This is a genomic window from Streptomyces sp. V4I2, assembly GCF_030817655.1.
GTDB lineage: Bacteria > Actinomycetota > Actinomycetes > Streptomycetales > Streptomycetaceae > Streptomyces > Streptomyces plumbiresistens.
Window position 1 is genome coordinate 4,884,612 of record NZ_JAUSZM010000003.1, and the last position, 17,583, is coordinate 4,902,194.

Genomic DNA, 17,583 nt, shown 5'->3' on the forward strand with positions numbered 1-17,583 from the left:
GACCGGGACAGACGGCGGCTCTGCCGTGGAGGAGCCCAGGGTGGACGTCTGGACGGGCCGCCGGCCGCGGTGGCGGCGCTGTCCCGGATTCTGTCGGGGCGTGGGGCCGAGCGCGGCGGACGCTGTCGTTTCGAGGCCGACCGCAGGCGTTTCGTCATCGCGCATGGAGCATTGCGGCTGATTCTGGCCGGATATCTCGATGTTCCTCCCGAGGAACTGCGCCTGCAGCGGGGACATCATTGGCAACTGCGGCCGCCGGACCCACGGAACGCGCCCAACGTTTCCTGCGGCTGTGGACCCGCAAGGAGGCCGTGGTCAAAGCCGCGGGCGCGCGCCTCACCCAGGGCCTGGGCCTGGGCCTGCCGGTGCTCACCGACGACGGCGTCGTCCGCGATCCGTCCGGCCAGATCCGGGGCGCCTGGTCGGTGCGCGATGCGCGATGCGCGATGTACCGGTGCCGGACGGCTGTCTGGCGGCGCTGGCCGTCGCGGGGCCGGCGGCACCCGGGATCTCGGTCAGGCATGCCCATCTGGGGAGTGACTGGACCTGAGCGGTATCCGTCGGGAGAACGGACCGGGGCAGGTGATGTCCCCGAGGAGGCCGGGCCGCACCGGAGAAAACCTGGCGTACCTGAAGACCGCTGCACTCTGACCGACCGCTACGGCCGCAAGCGGTGCGTGACCGACGTGATCTGCCGGATGCGGGCTCAGGACTTTGTCGCGACGGACCGCTTCCCGCCTTTGCTCCTGTTGGTGCTCGTACCGCTGCGCCCCGACTTTGCGGGCACGCTCTTGCGCGTCGTGGCCTCCTCCGTGCTTGCGGTCGTCCGCGACGACGCTGTCCGGGTCGATGTGGTCGGCCACTTGAACTCGATCTCCAGCTCGATCTCCCCGTCACCGATCTCGACCTCCATCTCGCCACGAAGGTCGTCGGGGATCTGCAGGCTCAGCGTTCCGGGGTCGAGTTCCAGCTCGGCCTCCCCGCCCTCCCGCAGCGCGGCCGCGAGTGCCGTGAGCTGGTCAGCCGCCTCGAAGCGTGACAGCGAGCGCTTCTGCTCGAACTTGAGGTCCTTCATGGGTGTCTCCGATCCGGAGACGGCCTTTGTCGCGGGCCGCAGCCCGAGGCCAGCCTCGCCTGACTGGCCATCGCCGGCTCCTTCGTGTCGAACGGCCCCGCGACCGCGCGTTCGCGTCCGGCCGGTCGGGCTACCTCCAATCTCGTCCTCCCGGGTTCGCGGCGCATGTCGGGATGGCGCGCCATGCGCGCGGCCCGGATGGGTTCTACGGTTGAGGGGGCTCACACTCGCGGAACCGGGTCCCTCCTGCCCCATATGTCCCTCGGGATGTCCCTCGGGATATCCCTCGGGCTCGAAACTCACCAGGAGGGCATACGACATGTCCACTGCATCCGGCACCCCTGTCCTGGACACCCTCGCCGCCATGACGGTCGACTCGATCGAGCGATGCGGGCTGGCCCCGGACCTGCTCATCCTCACGCGCATCGCGGCACTCGCCGCCGCGGACGCCCCGCCCATCTCCTACGCGGCCCATATCGACCCCGCGATGAAGGCCGGTCTGACCGCCGAACAACTGCAGGACGTCCTCGTCGCCATCGCACCCATCGTGGGCACCGCACGCGTCATGACGGCAGCGGGCAACATCGCCACGGCGTTCGGTATCGCCATCGCCGTCGCCGATGCCGAGATCGGATCCCAGGGCTGAGAGCGGCCGCCCACGCGCCAGACAGGAGCGTCCGTGATGTCCCAGAACGCGACCACGGCCATGCGCGCGGCACCTCACACCACGCCCGAGGATCGCGCGGCTCTCGGCAAGGAGGCGCGGCGCCGCTCGCCGCGGTCGGGGCACGCCGTGTACAGGCCCTCTTCCGACCGGCCGGACCCGCTGGCGATCCTGGAGGCGCAGTCCGCGGCACGGGTACCCGAACTCGTCCCGATCCGCTACGGCCGGATGATGGAGTCCCCGTTCCGCTTCTACCGGGGCGCCGCCGCGATCATGGCGTCCGACCTGGCCGACAGTCCGACCTCGGGACTCACGGCCCAGCTGTGCGGAGACGCGCACCTGCTGAACTTCCGTCTGCTCGCCTCGCCTGAGCGGCAGTTGGTGTTCGACATCAACGACTTCGACGAGACGCTGCCGGGGCCGTGGGAGTGGGACGTCAAGCGGCTGTCGGCGAGTCTGGTCATCGCGGGCCGGGCGAACGGCTTCGACGACGCCGAGCGCGCCCGCATCGTGAGCTCGACGGTCCGTTCGTACCGCGAGGCGATGATCCGCTTCGCGGGCACGGGCAACCTCGACGTCTGGTACGCGAAGATCGACGCGGACCTCCTCGAGTCCCTGCTCGCAGGCCGACTCCACGGAACGAAACGTGGTCAGAAGAACCTGGCCCGCGCCATGGCCAAGGCCCGCACCCGCGACAGCCTCCAGGCTTTCGACAAGCTCACGGAGTCGGTCGACGGCCGGCCCAGGATCGCGGCGGATCCCCCGCTGCTCGTCCCGGCCGGCGACCTGCTGCCGGACGTCGAACGCAGCGCGCTGGAGCATCAGTTCCGCGGTCTGATCGAGCGGTACGGCCGCACTCTCGCTTCCGACCGGCGCACGCTCCTGGCGGACTACCGGCTGGCCGACGTCGCCCGCAAGGTGGTCGGCGTCGGCAGCGTCGGAACCCGGTGCTGGATCTTCCTTCTCCTCGGCCGGGACGACCAGGACCCGCTCTTCCTCCAGGCCAAGGAAGCCGACGCCTCCGTGCTCGCCGCACACGTCGGCTCCAGCCGCTACCCCAACCAGGGCGAGCGGGTGGTCTCGGGCCAGCGCTTGATGCAGGCCGCGAGCGACATCTTCCTCGGCTGGGAGCGGGTGGACGGGATCGACGGCAGGCAGCGCGACTTCTACGTCCGGCAGCTGCGCGACTGGAAGGGCATCGCCGTGCCGGAGCGGATGCGGCCGAAGGACATGCAGGCGTTCGGCGAACTGTGCGGGGTCACGCTGGCTCGTGCGCACGCGCGGTCCGGCGACCGCATCGCGATCGCCGCATACCTGGGCGGCGGCGACTCGTTCGACCGCGCACTCATCACCTTCGCGGAGGCATACGCCGACCAGAACGAGCGTGACCACCAGGCCCTGGTCGACGCGGTGCGCGCGGGCCGGCTCCCCGCGGAGGAGCTGCCGGCAGCCTGACCTGAGAGAGGGCACCCGGCCCGCCGAAGGGCAACGGGGTGTTGTGGGCGACGATCACCGCCGCGCGCCGGGGCGAAGAGACTGACTGGGAAGCTGGAGGAGGGAGCGCCACCCGTGACGTGACCTGGCGGACAGGGGTGGCGAGTGCCGTGACCGAGACCCACGAGAACGCCCAAGGACCGACCGTTCCGATCATTCCGGCCGTCCCGTGCGCCGATCCCCAGGGAGACCCGTTCCTGCGCACCCGGTTCGCCCTCCCGGCGAGGCCCGCCACGTTCCTGCGGCGGCAGCGGCTCGTCGACCACCTCGACCAGGCTCGCGGGACGCCGTTGACACTGGTCAACGGGGCGGCCGGGGCCGGCAAAACCCTGCTCGCCGCCGACTGGGCCGCCGGACTGCCGCCACCGGTCGCCTGGCTCACCGTCGAAGTGGGGGACCGGCGTCCCGGAGTGTTCTGGGCATACGTCCTTCAGGCCCTGCGCACCTGCGGCGCACCGGCATCCGACGCGGTCGGGGTCCCCGCGGACGCCACCGGGGTGGACCAGAGGCTGCTGGCGACGCTCGCCGCCGAGCTGAACGACCGCGACCAACCCGTGATCCTCGTACTCGACGAGTACGACCGCGTGACCGATCCGGAGATCACGGAGCAGCTGGGCTTCGTCCTGCACCACGCCGGGCGTGGCCTGCGCCTCGTCCTCGCCACCCGCACCGAACCACTGCTGCCGCTGCACCGTTACCGGGCGGCCGGCGAGCTGACGGAGATCCGCGCCGCCGAGCTGGCCTTCACGCCGGAAGAGGCCGTCGCCCTCCTTGAGCTGCACGGTCTGAGCCTTCCGGTCCACGCCGCGGGCGCCCTGGTGGACCGCACCCGGGGCTGGGCCGCCGGCTTGCGCCTGTCCGCCCTGGCCGCTCTGGAGAGCGCCGACCCGGAGCTCTACCTGAAGGAATTCGAGGCGGACCGCAGTACGGTCGCGGACTTCCTGCTGGCCGAGGTCCTCAAGGGACAGCCGGAGGAGACCCAGGGCCTCCTGCTGCGGGTCAGCGTCCTGGAGCGTTTCTGTCCCGATCTGGCCAACGCGCTGACCCTGCGGACCGATGCCGGGCCCATTCTCGCCGGGCTGCACCGCGACAACGCGTTCGTCGAGCACCTCGGGCACTCCTGGTACCAACTCCACCCGCTGTTCGGGGAGATACTCCGGGCCCATCTGCGCGAGCGCCTGCCCGGCCTCGATCCGGAACTCCACCGGCGGGCCGCGCGGTGGCTGCGTCGTTCCGGATTCCTGCCGGAGACACTCGCCCACGGGGCCACCGCGGGCGACTGGGATTTCACCGCCGGCGCCCTCGTCGACGACCTGGCGATCGGGCAGCTCTTCACCGGCCTGGGCTCGGGTGATCTGACCGAGTTGTTCTCCCCCATGGGCCCCGAGGCCAGGAGCCCCGCGGCGGACCTCGTACGCGCGGCCCGCGACCTGTCCTGGTACGACCTCGACCGAGGACTGGCCCGCCTGCGCCACGCCGAGGAGCAGCTGGCCGACGACGCGCGCGAACCGGCGGCCGCCCGGCTGAGCTGTGCGCTGCTCGAGGCACTGGCCGCCCGGCTGACCGGATGTACCCCACGGGCCGAAAGAGCCGCCGAAAGGGCCGATGAACTGCGGCAGGAGGTCCCGGCACACCTCCTGGACAAGCATCCCGAACTCACTGCTCTCCTGCTGACCCATCTGGGCTCGGCCCGCCTGTGGGCCGGGCGGTTCGAGGACGCGCGCGCCGCCCTGACCGCGGCGGCCGGCGCTCCCGGCGGGGCCTCCACCGTGCTGCCACGGGAGGACTCGATGGAGCACCTCGCCCTGCTCGACTATCTGAACGGCTGGCCCGGCCGGGCGGAGCGCAAGGCCCTGGCGGCGGTGCCCGAGGCGGAGCGGGCCGGCCTGCCCCGGCCGTCCGCCTCCGGCATCGGGCAGCTGGTCCTGGCCGCCGTGGCTGTCGACCGCCATGAGCTGGCCCGGGCCCACGCCCTCCTCGACGAGACGGCCCGGCTCCCGTCGGGAACGCGCGATCCGGTGATGGCGGCGGGACGAGCGCTCGCCACAGCTCGCCTCCTGTTGGTCAGGGGCAAGGCACGAGCCGCTGTCGAGGCGGCGGACCCGGCCGTCGCCGCCGCCGTGGCCTCACCCTGGGCGGCGGGCTATGAAGCGCTCGTCGCCTCCGCCGCCCACCTGGCCGAAGGACGGCCGGACGAAGCCGTCGAGGTGCTCCAGGGCGTGTCCGGCGACCAGCCGGCGTGTGCTGTGGAGGCCGCGGCGATCCACGTCGCCGCAGGCCGTGCCGGGGCAGCCATCGACCTGCTCGACAGCATCCGCACCGGGGGCCGGGCCGGTCCGGCGGTGACCGTGAGGGCAGCGCTGGTGAGGGCGCAGGCCGCGGAGCAGGCGGGAGACACCGCCACCGCCCGCAAGCTCGTGGCGCATGCGCTCCTCGACGCCCGGCGGGAGCGGCTGCGGCGTCCGTTCCTCGATGCGGGAGCGTGGATCCGGCCCCTGCTGGCCACGCCTCCGCTCCACGAGCTCGCAGCGGACTGGCTCACACCCGGCCTGCCGCGACACGGTGAGCAACCTCGGCCGAAGTCGTCGCTGTCCCCGCCGCTCGTCGCGGTGGAGCTGAGCGGACGCGAGCGCGACGTCCTGGAGCGGCTGGCCCGGATGATGTCGACGGAGGAGGTCGCCGCCGACCTCTACGTGTCGGTGAACACGGTGAAGACCCACCTCAAGAGCGTCTACCGGAAGCTGGCGGTGAACCGGCGGGGCGACGCCGTGCGCCGCGCCCGTGACCTCCGGCTGCTGTGAACGCGCGTCGGTGAGAGCGTCCTCCTGAAGACCTGAAGACCTGAAGAACGGTCAACGGCGCCGGTGGCGGCGCCAGTACCGGAGCGCGCCGACCCCGGCGGACGCCGTCGCCAGGGTGATGCCGAGGACCGGCCAGCGGCTCTCGGCAATGCGCAGGCCGGTGAGGAAGGTCGCCCTGGACGGCGACCCGCCGTACGCGTCGGCCCGCGTCCTGGCTCTCGTCGGCCGGCGCGAGAATGCCGAGGAGGTGGGCCATGCGCAGGGTGACGCCCCAAAGGGCCACCCATCGCTTCCAGCGGGCGGGTGCGCCTGCGGCGCGTCCGGGGCGGGCGAGCGGCGTCCTGCGCCTGCCGGGTGTCCTCGTACACGCCCTGGAGGACGAGGAGTTCGGCGGCGCGGGCGCTCGCCGTGGGGTCGCGGCCGTCGAGGGTGACCAGTTCCAGGATCGTACGTGCCTGGCGGAGCAGTGCCGCGCAGAAGGCGACGGGAATGAGCACGAGGAACGGGCCGTCCACGAGGGAGCCCTCCGACACAACGGCCCGACGGCCGCGAGCGACCACCCGGGCCCGGAGCTCCGCCTCGCCGGCCCTGGGGTGGTCTTGCCGAAGCGAGGCGATTGCTTCGGGCACGGCCGGCCCGACACGGCGGACGGCGAAGTCGGCGAGGAGTTCGGGAAGGTGCCCGGGATCGGTGACGACCGACGCCGGCAGCGAGCCACCGCGGCGCAGCCCTTCCCCCGTGGCGGGTGAGGCACGAGGCGCGCGCTTCGGATGGGATGGGAGGAACTCAGACGCGTGCGTCGGCCCATTGCCCGGCCGACTCCGCCGGCGTATCGGGCCGACTCGGCGAGGTGGACAGCGTGAAGCACTGGCGGGCTCTGATCGTCCTCGGTACGGCCCAGTTCCTGATGGTCCTGGACACCTCGGTCATGAACGTGTCCATCAGTCAGCTGGTCGAGGACTTCGACACGGAGGTCACCGCCATCCAGGCCGTCATCACGCTGTACGCGCTGGTCATGGCGGCGTTCATGATCATCGGCGGCAGGTTCGGGGACATCCTGGGGCGTCGCCGCATGTTCCTTGTGGGGCTGGCCGTCTACGGCGTGGGGTCGGCCCTGACCGCCGCGGCACCCACGCTGGGGGTCCTCACGCTGGGCTGGTCCGTCATCGAGGGACTGGGCGCCGCCATGGTGCTGCCGGCCATGGCCGCCCTCGTCGCGGAGTCGTACCGCGGGAAGGACCGAGCCATCGCCTACGCGGTCATCGGCGGGCTCGCCGGCGCCGGGATCGCGGTCGGCCCGCTGCTGGGCGGCTGGGTGACGACGTACCTGACCTGGCGGCTGGTCTTCGCCGGCGAGGTCGTGGTCGTCGTGGCCGTCCTGCTGTGCCGCCGGGTGATCGCGGAGTCCCCCCGGACCGGCCCGCGCCCCCGGCTGGACGGCGTCGGTGCCGTTCTCTCGGCAGCCGGACTGGGACTGGGCGTGCTCGGGGTGCTGCAGAGCAGCACCTGGGGATGGGTGCAGCCCCGCAACCCTCCCTTCACCGTCTTCGGCTTCGCCCCGACGCTGTTCGTCGTCGGCATGGGGCTGGCCGTCCTGGCCGTCTTCCGGTGGTGGGAGCGGCGTCGGGAGCACCAGGGGGCCGACCCACTCGTACACCTCTCCCTCCTGCGCAAGCCCGTGCTGCGGTCCGGCCTGATGACGCTGCTGAGCCAGAACCTCATCCTGCTGGGGCTGTTCTTCACCATCCCGCTGTACTTGCAGGTGGTTCAGGGGTTCGACGCCTTCGAGACGGGGCTTCGCCTGCTCCCGGTGTCCGCCACCATGCTCGTGACCTCCCTGTGCGGGACCTTGCTGGGTCGGTTGATGGGGCCGCGCCAGGTGGTCCGGCTGGCCCTGCTGACCCTGACGGCGGCCATCGTGTGGCTGCTGGCCACCATCGACCCGGTCATCGACGACGCCCAGTTCGCCGGAGCCATGGCCCTGCTGGGCGTGGGTGTCGGCCTGCTCGCCTCGCAGCTGGGCAACGTCGTCCAGTCCAGCGTGGACGAGGAGGAACGCAGTGAGGCCGGAGGACTCCAGTTCACGGCACAGAACCTGGGCTCGGCGCTGGGCACCGCGCTCATCGGGTCGATCCTCATCGGTGCCCTGGCCCACGCCTTCACCACGCAGGTGGAGGACAACCCGCAGCTGTCCGAGGGGACCCGCGAGCAGGTCGGCGTCTCCCTCGAGGCCGGAGTCACCTTCGTCCCCACCGATCAGGTGCGCTCGGCGGCCGAGCGTGCCGGGCTGCCGCCGTCCGAGGTCGAGGCCGTCACGGACTCCTACGCCTCCGCGCAGTTGAACGGCCTGAAGGCGGCGATCCTGGCCACCGGCGGCATCGCCCTCGCCAGTTTCCTGGTCACTCCCCACCTGCCGACCGGCCGGGACGGCCGTCCGCGGCAGCCGGACGCGGATGCTCCGGCCGGGGTGACCGGATCGAGGCGCTGAGTCCAGCGGGGTGATCGACGTCGCCGGGCCACGGGTCACCTGTACCGGGTGAGGCCCGAAGGAACACGGAGGCGCACGGTCGTAGGGAGCAGTGCCGTCCGCCTGTACCAGGCAGTCCCAGGCAGCCCCAGGCAGTCCACGGGAGGACAGCTCGTGCGCTACGAGATCCGAGTCGAGGGACACCTGTCGGAAACGCTGGCCAAAGCCTTCCCGGAGCTGGGCCACGTCGTGATGTCCGGCCAGACCATCCTCTTCGGCCCCGTCGTGGACGAAGCACACCTGTACGGGCTGCTGGCACGCTGCCAGTCACTGGGACTGCGTGTCATGGAGATGCGGCAGCTGCCGGAGTGACGGGAACTGGGCAAGGCGCAGGACACGATGCGGCTGCTGGACATCCTCGGCACCTGGCTGCCCATCCTGACCGTCGTGCTCGCCGCGCTCGCCGCGCTCGCCGTGTGGACCGCTCCGGCCCGCCGGGTGATGTTGATGATCACCGTGACGGGTGTCGGCGTGATGATGGTGGTGCTGCTCGTCGCGCCGGCCGTGGTCAGACGGGTGTATCTGGACTCGGTCCCGCCCACGGCGCTGCCCACCGACGCGGCCGCGGCGATCTACGACACGTTCGTCCGGTTCCTGCGCGACAGCACGCGCACCCTGCTGGTCGTCCCGGTGATCACGGCACTGGTCGCGTACCTGTACGGTCCCGGACGTCCCGCCCGTGCCGTCCGCACGGCGGCGGACAGGGGCACGACGGCCGCCGGCCGGAGGCTGGGCCGCGCCGGAGTGCACACCGGGTCCACCGGACGCCGGCTGGCGGACCACCGGGCATGGACCACCGGTGCCGTCATCGCGGCCGGAGCGCTGGCGCTGGTGCTCTGGAACCACCCCACGGTCGGAGCGGTGGCGCTCGTGCTGGGCATCGCCCTGGTCGTCCTGGCGATCCTCGCGGCCGCCGCGGGCCCGACCGCCGGGCACGAGGACCGGGCGGCGGCCCCGTGAGCCATGGCCAGGAAACCCGGCCCTGCCCCGGCCTCCCACAGGCACACGGCGGTGGTGCGGGCCCTGGCGAGCCTGCGGTCCGGTCCGGTGGCCCGGCTGCTCCCCGCCTGTCCGCGCTCAACATCGTGGAGGGCTCCGTAAGACTGGCCGCGCAGGCCTTCATCACCGCGCTCCCGCTGCTGATGACCGTCGCGGCGTTCGCTCCCCGAGGGGTGCAGGACCTGCTGGCCGACTCCCTCCGTGCGGTTCTGGGGGTGCGCGGTGACACGCTCGACGAGGTACGCCGTGCCTTCACCGCCACCGGCACACCACGGGACGCCGCCGGAGCTGTGGGCGTGGTGGTGACTCTCGTGTCCGCCACGGCCTTCAGCCGGGCGCTTCAGGCGGTCTGCGAGCGGTCCTGGCACCTGCCCCGGACACCGTGCGGGCCGCGGCCTGGCGCTGGCTGCTCTGGCTGCTCGTCTGGCTGGGCGTCCTCCTGGTCCAGGCACCGCTGCGCAGCGGGTTCGGCGGCGGCGCGGTGATCGGAGGGGTGCTGTCGCTGCTGTCGGCGACGATGCTGTGGTGGTGGTGGTCCCAGCACCTGCTGCTGGGCGGCAGGATCGGCCGGCGGAACCTGCTGCCGGGAGCCCTGCTGGCCGGCACGGGTACGGTCGTGCTGAGCTGGGCCGCCGGCCTGTTCGTGCCCACGGCCATGGAGCGCAGCCTCCAGGAGTTCGGTCAGCTGGGGCCCGTCTTCACGTTCCTCTCCTGGTTGATCGCCGTGTTCCTGGTGGCCGTCTCGGGCCTCGCCCTCGGCCAGTACGTCGCCTCCTCCGACTGGTACCGGACAGCCGCCGTCCCCCGCCGTACGCGGCCCGAACCCTGATTCCTGCCGCGCGGGAGCGCATCCGTCGAGTGCCCACCGAGCGCCGGCCCGCCCGCAGGCTCACCCGCGTCGGGTGAGGCCACCCACCCCCGGCCGTGCCCACGCTGAGGACAGACAGCACGCAAGGCGGCCGGGCGAGCGCCCGGGACGGAGAACAGACATGGGAGAAAAGACATGAGCGCGCAGACGTACCTGGCGTACGACTACCCCTTGCTGAGCGTCTTCTGGAGCATGCTCCTGTTCTTCCTGTGGATCATGTGGTTCGTCCTGCTCTTCCGTATCGTCGGCGACATCTTCCGCGACGACGCGCTGAGCGGGTGGGCGAAAACCGGCTGGCTGGTGTTCACCATCCTGCTGCCCTTCCTGGGCGTCTTCGTCTACGTGATCGCCCGCGGCAAGAACATGGGCCGCCGGGAAATAGCGCAGGCCCGAGCACAGCAGGAAGCCTTCGACGCCCACATCAAGGAGGCCGCGGGCGGCACGGGCCGGCCCAGCAGCGCCGACGAACTCAGCAAGCTGTCCGAGATCCGCGCCCGCGGTGACATCACGGACGAGGAGTTCCGCAGGGCCAAGGAACTGGTCCTGACCGGGCACGGCCCGGCGGAGCACGTCGGCTCCGCCGCCCGCACCCCCGGTCGCTGAGCATCCGCACACCATGAATCGAGGCGCAAGATGACCGCGACACACACCCGGCCGGCACACACGGCGAAGCAGGAATGGGCAACCGGCCTGACGGCCTTCGCGGCCGTGATGCTCTTCCTTGTCGGCCTGCTCGACATCTTCCGGGGCATCATGGCCATCGCCGAGGACGACATCTTCGTCACGACGCGCAATTACGTGTTCGAGTGGGATCTGACCGGCTGGGGCTGGATGCACCTCGCTCTGGGCGCGGTCGCCGTGATCGTCAGCATCGGGCTGCTCCAGACCGCGGCGTGGGCGCGCGTCGCCGGCGTGGCCATCGCCGGACTCGTGATCATCGCCAACTTCCTCTCCCTCCCGTACTACCCCGTCTGGGCCGTAGTGATGATCACGATCTCGGGCTTCATCATCTGGGCCCTGTGCGTCGTCCAGCGCGGCAACCTCTTCGACCTGTCCGAGGAGCGCCCGTTGTCCGAAGAGCGCCAACCGTCCGAACAGCGCCCGTCGCACAGGGTGTGAGCACTGGTCACATGACGTAGCCGCCGCTCAGGGCGGCGAAGTGTCTCACGAAGGCCAGGGCCGTGTCGGCGACCTCGCGCCAGCCGCTGTCGATCGTCAACGCGTGGCCGCGGCCGGGCAGCTCCGTGATTTCGGTGACGGCGGCCTCGTTGCGTGCCTGCTTCTTGTACTGGCCTCCTCTTCGCTGACCGTATTGGCGAAGGCATACCGGAACTGGTCGTAGATGAGGGGGACGGCCCGGTGGAAGTTCGCCGGATTGCCGAGCACCGGCCGCGCGGCGCGCAGGGAGGAGACCGGCAGCGGAAGCACCCCGCGGAAGGGCGCCGGATCGATCGCCACGGATGCCGCCGAAAGGCCCCGCCCCGCGATCATCTGGGTGATGAGGCCACCGAAGGAATGGCCGATCACAACAGGCTCGCGGTCCAGCAGGCAGATGTACGTGTCTTGCACGCTCAGTTCAGAGTTGCTGCCGGTGCGGAAAGATCGAGCAGCTGGGACCGGTCCAAGTTGAGGATCCGCGCTGTCGGGCACGCGCTCAATCGGACGGCGTGACCGGGGACCACATGCCGAGCCACTGCTCGGCGCCGTAGGCCTCGAACCGCTCTGCCCCAGCGAACCCCAGCTTCGCCGCGAGACGTATCGAGCGGGCGTTGGCGGTCTGGGTGAAGAGCACCACCGGCTCGCCGGGAAGCTCGTCGGCGAACCAGTCGAGTGCCGCTGTGCATGCCTCGGCGGCGTACCCGTATCCCCACGTCTCCGGCAGGAACAGGTAGCCGATGGCTCCGTGGAGATCGACTACGTCTCGCGCTCCGGGGTCTGAGCCGTGTCGTCGAGAACGGTCCAGCCCCGGGGATCCGGTACGGCCGATGCTGGTGACGTCGTACGCCTTGGCGTTCATGCCGCAGGTTATGCGGTCGTCGTCCGCGCTTCCGGTCGGCATGGTTCCCCGTTTCACAGATGTCGTCGCGGTTGCCGCAGGGGCTCTCGGAGGCACTCTTGAAGAGGCCGTCAGAAGGAATCGAGGCTGCTGCGTGGAGGGACGGGCCCGGTGGCCTCCGGGTTCGGTGTCGAGAGCTTGTCGACCTCGGTGTCGATGTCCACGGCGATCGCCCGCAGTTGGGCCATCACGTCCAGTTCCCGTTCCGTGAAGCCGTCACGGCTCAGGCGTACTGCCTGCTCGAGGTGCCGGATCACCTCACGGATGCGCACGGCGTCCTCGGCCGCCGCCCGGTGGAACCCGCGGTACGCCGTCGCCGCCGGTCCTCGCCAACCCGCCTCGATGCGGTCGACGATCGCGTCCATTCGCTTGATCTGCTTGTCCAGGTAGTCCTGCATGTCGTCGAGGTCATCGGCCAGTTTGGTGAGGTCCTGGCCCGACACCCTCAGATCGACGCCGCCCTCCTGGCCCGCGCCCGCGCCACATACGCCCATGGGGGCCCGTACGCCCGTCAGCGGCTGTCCGAAAGTGGTGGCGGCATTGCCGGGACCTTGTCACACTCCGTCATATGCCGTCCCCTTTCCGTGGTTTGAGTCGCAGACGGAGGGCGGCGTCGGGAGCATTCGCGCTGCTCGTCGCGGCCGGATTCTCCGTCATCCTCGCCTTCGTCGACAGCGAGAAACTGGTTGCCCTGGTCAGCGGTGCCGCGGCGGAGCTGCTGGGTTCGCTGGTGCTGGGGATCTGGGCCCTCCTGATGGACGGTTCCGGCACTGCCGACGACTCGCCGAGGACGTCGGCGCAGGCGGCGGACGCCCTCGCGAGGGAGGCCGTCGAGCTTTACGATCAGCGGCAGCGCGCTCGGAATCTGGTCGAGCACGAGCCCGTGCCGGTCCGCTGGATGTGGTCACGCCACCGGGTTTTCGGACGACCCGAGGACCTCATGCGCCCCGAACATGGTGTGGGTTCGCCGCGCTTCGCGGTTCTGCCGAACGCCGAGCCCGCCTCACCGGCCATGCTGGCAGAAGGCGGTCTCGGCGAGCTGTTCAACGTCTACGCCGGGGTGAGAAGCGGTCGAGTGGTCGTGCTCGGTGAGCCCGGATCGGGCAAGTCCGCAGCCGCCGTTCTCACCGTTCTGAAAGCCGTTCAGGAGCGCCAGGGCATCGAGGACGAGCGGGAGCGCGAGCGGGTGCCGGTTCCGGTGCTGCTCACTCCGAAGGGCTGGAACCCGAAGAGTCAGAGGGTGCAGGACTGGCTCGCCGACCGGCTCGTCAGTGACTTCAAAGCCCTGCGTGCGCCCTCCTTGAGCACGCGGACTCCAGCACAGTTGGTCTGCGAGCGGCGCATCGCGCTGTTCCTCGACGGCTTCGACGACATCGACCCCGAGCAGCGGGACGCGGCGCTGCTCGCCCTGCGCGATCTGAGCGAGAACATCCGGCTGGTGATCTTCAGCAGGAACGAGCAGTTCACGCAAGCGGCGCGGATGCGGCGACTGTCCAGGGCCGCCGTACTCGAACTCCAACCCGTGCCGGCCGCGGTGGCGGCGGACTGTCTCTCAGCCTGGCAGCCCGATGGAATCCACTTGCACCTCCGGCAGCCGCTCGCCGAGCGCGTCCGAGAAGAGCCCGACGGTGTACTGGCACGGGCCCTCCGTACGCCTCTGATGCTGACCCTGTTGCGGGACGCGTTCCCCCATGGCGAGATCGACGGATTCCCCGCGCTGGTGGAGGAGTTGCTCACGCCCGGGCGGTTCAGAACTCCCGAGGACATCCACGACCGTCTCCTCAAGCAGATCCTGCACCGGGCGTACCCTCCCGACCGCCCCAACGCCTCCACCCCGTACACCCTGGACCAGGCGCAGCGCTGGCTCGGCCGCATCGCCAAGCGGATGACCGGCGACGAGGCACAGGAACTGGCGTGGTGGCGCATGCACGAGTGGGCCTCCGCCGCCTGGCGGATCCTCGCGGGGATAGCCGGCGGCGGTCTCGCCGCGGGGCTGATCGCCGCTCTCGTGGGCCGGTTCACCAACGAACTCGGCGAGCGGACGGTCATCGGGGTGTTTCCGGCCGCGGTGGCCGGTGCGGTGCTCGGGCTCGCCACCGGAATCGTCACCGAACGGCGCGCCGCGCATGTCAATCTGCTTCGAGGCTCCGAGAGGGCAGGCTTCAACGCCGGGATGGGGTTGATGTCCGGGCTCGCGGTCGGGAGCGCGGTGGCGCTGACCGTCGGCCCCGCATCCGGACCGGTCGTGGCTGTGATCGCGGCGCCGGTGGCTGCCCTGACAGCCGGGATCGGGACCGGTTTCGCCGCCGGCCTGCTGGACCTGACTCCTCCCGAGGCCACCACGAGGTCACAGGCATCGCCCCTGAAGCGTTTCCTGGGCCGACTGGTGGTGGGACTCCCGGCCGGGCTCGCCACCGGGCTCCCGGCCGGTCTGGCGGGCGGTATCCCGCTCGGCCTCGCCCAGGGCACGCGGCGCGGGCTCGTCGTCGGCCTGGCCATCGGCATCGCCTACGTCCTCGCGTTCGGCCTCCTCGACGGCTTCGCCCGGATCGCGCCGAACGCCGACTCCCCCGTGGGCCCGAAGTCCGCCTGGAACGAGGACCGGAGACACAGCCTCTCCACGGGCGTCGTCTTCGGACTCGCCATGGGGTTCGCGGCCGGGCTCACCGATGCCCTTGCCACCGCCCGGCACGATCCTCTCGGGGTCGCGATACCGGTCGGGCTCATCACCGGAGTGGTGGTCGGTGTCGTGACCGGGACCGCGGCCGGCCTCACCGTGTCCAACAGCTGGCGGACCATGGTCGTGTTCGTGCAGCTGTGGGTGCTGCGTGTCCTCCCGCTGAGGGCGATGCGCTTCCTCGAGGACGCCCGCGAACGGGACGTACTGCGAGAGACAGGGCCCTTCTACGAGTTCCGGCACGCACGCCTCAAGGACTATCTGGCGCGGCAGCCGGAGAGCTGATCGAGAAGGTGCCGACTACCGAGCCTTCCCGCCGACATCACCACCTGGCACCGGATTCGCACGACTGATCGGCACCGTACGGGGAAGCCAGCTGATAGCGGCGCAGCCACCGGGTTCACCGGTGATTCACCGTCCATCGGCAGGAGAAGACAGATGCTGGCATTCGTGGCGGGCGCGCTCTTCGTCATCGCCTTCATCATCCGCGTCACGGAGACGTCGACAGATACGATCTTCAGTCCGACGAGTCTCATGTTCGTCGGCCTTGCTTTCCTCGCCGTGCACATGGCCGGCGTAGGGGCCGGCCGGTCCCCCCGGGGAAGTGGACGTCGCCGCTGAGCAGGGAACCCAACTCAGGGCTTGGCAGCGCCTTCGCGTTCGGTGACGTCATGGTCCGGCCGCACCCGCAGCACCGGCGTCTGGCCCGTCGTCTGCCGGAGCGGCTGCTGACCGACCACGTTCCGTGCGCTGGTACGGCCCACCGGGGAACGAACCGCGGCCAGGACGGACGGCCTCGTCACAACGCCTGGAAGGGGTGGCCCGGGTGGGGACTGACAGGCGGTCGTCCCGCGTTCGGATGCTGGTGGCCGAGCAGGCGGTCCGGCGTGGTGCGCGGGTCGGTGTGGTGGACGTGTGCACCGCGGCCGTGGCCGCGCTGCCGGTCGGCGGGGCCGGGCTGTCGGCGATGTACCGGTCCGCGCCGAGCCATCCGTTGTGCAGCACCGACGCCATCAGCGAGCAACTGGAAGAGCTCCAGCTCACCCTGGGCGAAGGGCCCTGCGTGGATGCCTTCCTGCACGGCTCGGCCGTCCTGACACCCGATCTGCTCACCCGTGACCTGCAGAACCGCTGGACGGTGTTCGCCGACGCGGCCCTGGAAGCCGGAGCCCGCGCGGTCTTCGCGCTCCCCCTGCAGCTGGGGGCGATCAGCCCTGGAGTCCTGGACCTGTATGCCAACGTGCCGACCGCGCTGGACGCCGAGGAACTGGCCGACGCACTGGCGTTCGCCGACCTCGCGACGTTGGTCCTGCTCGACACGAGGATCGACGAGACGGGCGCGCCGACCGGCGGTCCGATGCCGGACCAGAGCTTCGAGGACCTGGGCGCGTACCGCGCGGAGATCGACCAGGCCAGCGGCATGCTCACCGCCCAGCTCGGAGTCGGCATCGAAGAAGCCTTCGTCAGACTTCGTGCCTACGCGTATATGAGGGGCCGCCGGCTCGCCGACGTGGCCGCCGACGTGGTGGCCCGCCGAGTCCGTTTCTCTCCGGACGCGGAGCCGAACGAGGAAGATGAGAGAACCTGACGCATGACTGCCGACCGCCGAACGCGCCGCATTTCCCGCCCGTTCAGGCCGGGACCGGTCTCAATCGAGGGTGCCCACGATGGATCAACAGCTTCTGGCCAAGACCTTCGTCGAGCTGGCCGACAATCTGGTCGCCGACTTCGACCTCATCGACTTCCTGCGCCTGCTGACCGACCGCTGCGTCGGCATGCTCGACGCGAGCGCCGCGGGGGTGCTGCTCGCCGACCGGGACGGCAAACTCCGCGTCATGGCCGCCTCGGACGAACAGGTGCGCCTGCTGGAGCTCTTCCAGCTCCAGAACGACGAAGGCCCCTGCCTTGAGTGCTGCCGCACCGGCACACCGGTGATCGTCCCCGATCTCGGTACGGAGACCGCCCGCTGGCCGCGCTTCGCGGTGGCGGCCCAGCGCGGCGGGTTCGGGGCGGTCCAGGCCCTGCCCATGCGTCTGCGGGACGAGGTCGTCGGCGCCCTGAATCTCTTCCGCACCACTCCCGGCCCGTTCGATCCGGCCTACACGCCCGTCGCCCAGGCCCTGGCCGACGTCGCCACCATCAGCCTGTTGCAACAACGCACCGTCCACCGCGGCACGGTGCTCAACGAACAGTTGCAGATGGCGTTGAACAGCCGGGTACTGATCGAACAGGCGAAGGGGAAGCTCGCCGAACGCCAGGGCATCGACATGGAGCAGGCGTTCACCGCGCTGCGCGGCTACGCCCGCGCCCACAACCGGCGCCTGGTCGACGTGGCCCGCTCCTTCATCGACGACTCCGAACCCCTCGCCGGTCTGGGGTCCTGACGTACGCCACACAGCCCCCAGCCCCCAGCGCCGAGCGA

General features: G+C 70.9%; 16 protein-coding genes and 3 pseudogenes. 15 read left to right on the forward strand and 4 right to left on the reverse strand.

Annotated features, from left to right (window positions below):
• Positions 1-239 precede the first annotated feature (239 nt).
• Positions 240-347, forward strand: a pseudogene (locus QFZ76_RS51825) (4'-phosphopantetheinyl transferase superfamily protein); the annotation flags it as partial.
• 359 nt (positions 348-706) lie between these two features.
• Here QFZ76_RS51825 and QFZ76_RS22935 read toward each other — a convergent pair.
• Entirely contained in the window at positions 707-1,075 is a 369-nt protein-coding gene (locus tag QFZ76_RS22935; RefSeq protein ID WP_307675509.1) for an amphi-Trp domain-containing protein, read from the reverse strand.
• Positions 1,076-1,394: 319 nt separating this feature from the next.
• On the opposite strand from QFZ76_RS22935, the gene QFZ76_RS22940 reads away from it, so the two are divergent.
• The 10 genes and pseudogenes from QFZ76_RS22940 (at position 1,395) to QFZ76_RS22985 (ending at position 11,547) form a co-directional block, all read left to right on the forward strand.
• Positions 1,395-1,721: a carboxymuconolactone decarboxylase family protein gene (locus tag QFZ76_RS22940; protein ID WP_307675510.1), complete on the forward strand. Its 327-nt coding sequence runs from the start codon at positions 1,395-1,397 to the stop codon at positions 1,719-1,721.
• A gap of 36 nt (positions 1,722-1,757) precedes the next feature.
• Positions 1,758-3,194 (forward strand): DUF2252 domain-containing protein, encoded by a 1,437-nt coding sequence (locus tag QFZ76_RS22945; protein ID WP_307675511.1) that lies wholly within the window; start codon positions 1,758-1,760, stop codon positions 3,192-3,194.
• A gap of 149 nt (positions 3,195-3,343) precedes the next feature.
• Positions 3,344-6,034 carry a LuxR C-terminal-related transcriptional regulator gene (locus tag QFZ76_RS22950; RefSeq protein ID WP_373464337.1) on the forward strand — a complete coding sequence of 897 codons (2,691 nt, stop codon included), beginning with the start codon at positions 3,344-3,346 and terminating at the stop codon, positions 6,032-6,034.
• 254 nt (positions 6,035-6,288) lie between these two features.
• Complete coding sequence (locus QFZ76_RS22955) at positions 6,289-6,783, forward strand: hypothetical protein (RefSeq protein WP_307675512.1); 495 nt, start codon at positions 6,289-6,291, stop codon at positions 6,781-6,783.
• Positions 6,784-6,893: 110 nt separating this feature from the next.
• On the forward strand, positions 6,894-8,522 hold the full coding sequence (locus QFZ76_RS22960; protein WP_307675513.1) for an MFS transporter: 1,629 nt from the start codon (positions 6,894-6,896) through the stop codon (positions 8,520-8,522).
• 153 nt (positions 8,523-8,675) lie between these two features.
• Entirely contained in the window at positions 8,676-8,873 is a 198-nt protein-coding gene (locus QFZ76_RS22965; RefSeq protein ID WP_266438090.1) for a hypothetical protein, read from the forward strand.
• A gap of 3 nt (positions 8,874-8,876) precedes the next feature.
• Positions 8,877-9,521: pseudogene (locus QFZ76_RS22970) on the forward strand (hypothetical protein); the annotation flags it as partial.
• Between the two features lie 421 nt (positions 9,522-9,942).
• Positions 9,943-10,389, forward strand: coding sequence for a hypothetical protein (locus QFZ76_RS22975; protein WP_307675514.1), 447 nt, complete (start codon positions 9,943-9,945; stop codon positions 10,387-10,389).
• Between the two features lie 174 nt (positions 10,390-10,563).
• Complete coding sequence (locus QFZ76_RS22980) at positions 10,564-11,031, forward strand: SHOCT domain-containing protein (protein ID WP_307675515.1); 468 nt, start codon at positions 10,564-10,566, stop codon at positions 11,029-11,031.
• A 30-nt stretch (positions 11,032-11,061) separates the two neighbouring features.
• On the forward strand, positions 11,062-11,547 hold the full coding sequence (locus QFZ76_RS22985) for a hypothetical protein (RefSeq protein WP_307675516.1): 486 nt from the start codon (positions 11,062-11,064) through the stop codon (positions 11,545-11,547).
• Between the two features lie 96 nt (positions 11,548-11,643).
• On the opposite strand, the gene QFZ76_RS22990 is transcribed toward QFZ76_RS22985, so the two are convergent.
• From QFZ76_RS22990 to QFZ76_RS23000, 3 genes and pseudogenes are all read right to left on the reverse strand, one after another.
• Positions 11,644-12,078, reverse strand: coding sequence for an alpha/beta hydrolase (locus QFZ76_RS22990; protein WP_373464338.1), 435 nt, complete (start codon positions 12,076-12,078; stop codon positions 11,644-11,646).
• A gap of 4 nt (positions 12,079-12,082) precedes the next feature.
• A pseudogene (locus QFZ76_RS22995) lies at positions 12,083-12,391 on the reverse strand (GNAT family N-acetyltransferase); the annotation flags it as partial.
• 164 nt (positions 12,392-12,555) lie between these two features.
• Positions 12,556-12,978, reverse strand: a complete 423-nt coding sequence (locus QFZ76_RS23000; RefSeq protein ID WP_307675518.1) for a WXG100 family type VII secretion target — start codon at positions 12,976-12,978, stop codon at positions 12,556-12,558.
• 95 nt (positions 12,979-13,073) lie between these two features.
• On the opposite strand from QFZ76_RS23000, the gene QFZ76_RS23005 reads away from it, so the two are divergent.
• From QFZ76_RS23005 to QFZ76_RS23020, 4 genes are all read left to right on the forward strand, one after another.
• The gene (locus QFZ76_RS23005) at positions 13,074-15,446 is read left to right on the forward strand and encodes a hypothetical protein (RefSeq protein ID WP_307675519.1); all 2,373 of its coding nucleotides are present in this window, start codon (positions 13,074-13,076) and stop codon (positions 15,444-15,446) included.
• A 153-nt stretch (positions 15,447-15,599) separates the two neighbouring features.
• Entirely contained in the window at positions 15,600-15,782 is a 183-nt protein-coding gene (locus tag QFZ76_RS23010; protein WP_266438053.1) for a hypothetical protein, read from the forward strand.
• 205 nt (positions 15,783-15,987) lie between these two features.
• A complete protein-coding gene (locus tag QFZ76_RS23015; protein ID WP_307675520.1) occupies positions 15,988-16,749 on the forward strand; it encodes a GAF and ANTAR domain-containing protein in 762 nt (253 codons plus the stop codon).
• A 79-nt stretch (positions 16,750-16,828) separates the two neighbouring features.
• Positions 16,829-17,545 (forward strand): GAF and ANTAR domain-containing protein, encoded by a 717-nt coding sequence (locus QFZ76_RS23020; protein ID WP_307675521.1) that lies wholly within the window; start codon positions 16,829-16,831, stop codon positions 17,543-17,545.
• Positions 17,546-17,583: the final 38 nt, after the last annotated feature.

What these genes read in the sequence shown, in the direction of transcription:
- QFZ76_RS22935 (WP_307675509.1), bottom strand. Translation starts at nt 1,075, where the DNA reads ATGAAGGACCTCAAGTTCGAGCAGAAGCGCTCGCTGTCACGCTTCGAG.
- QFZ76_RS22955 (WP_307675512.1), top strand. Translation starts at nt 6,289, where the DNA reads ATGCGCAGGGTGACGCCCCAAAGGGCCACCCATCGCTTCCAGCGGGCG.
- QFZ76_RS22985 (WP_307675516.1), top strand. Translation starts at nt 11,062, where the DNA reads ATGACCGCGACACACACCCGGCCGGCACACACGGCGAAGCAGGAATGG.
- QFZ76_RS23000 (WP_307675518.1), bottom strand. Translation starts at nt 12,978, where the DNA reads ATGGGCGTATGTGGCGCGGGCGCGGGCCAGGAGGGCGGCGTCGATCTG.
- QFZ76_RS22940 (WP_307675510.1), top strand. Translation starts at nt 1,395, where the DNA reads ATGTCCACTGCATCCGGCACCCCTGTCCTGGACACCCTCGCCGCCATG.
- QFZ76_RS22980 (WP_307675515.1), top strand. Translation starts at nt 10,564, where the DNA reads ATGAGCGCGCAGACGTACCTGGCGTACGACTACCCCTTGCTGAGCGTC.
- QFZ76_RS23010 (WP_266438053.1), top strand. Translation starts at nt 15,600, where the DNA reads ATGCTGGCATTCGTGGCGGGCGCGCTCTTCGTCATCGCCTTCATCATC.
- QFZ76_RS23020 (WP_307675521.1), top strand. Translation starts at nt 16,829, where the DNA reads ATGGATCAACAGCTTCTGGCCAAGACCTTCGTCGAGCTGGCCGACAAT.
- QFZ76_RS22945 (WP_307675511.1), top strand. Translation starts at nt 1,758, where the DNA reads ATGTCCCAGAACGCGACCACGGCCATGCGCGCGGCACCTCACACCACG.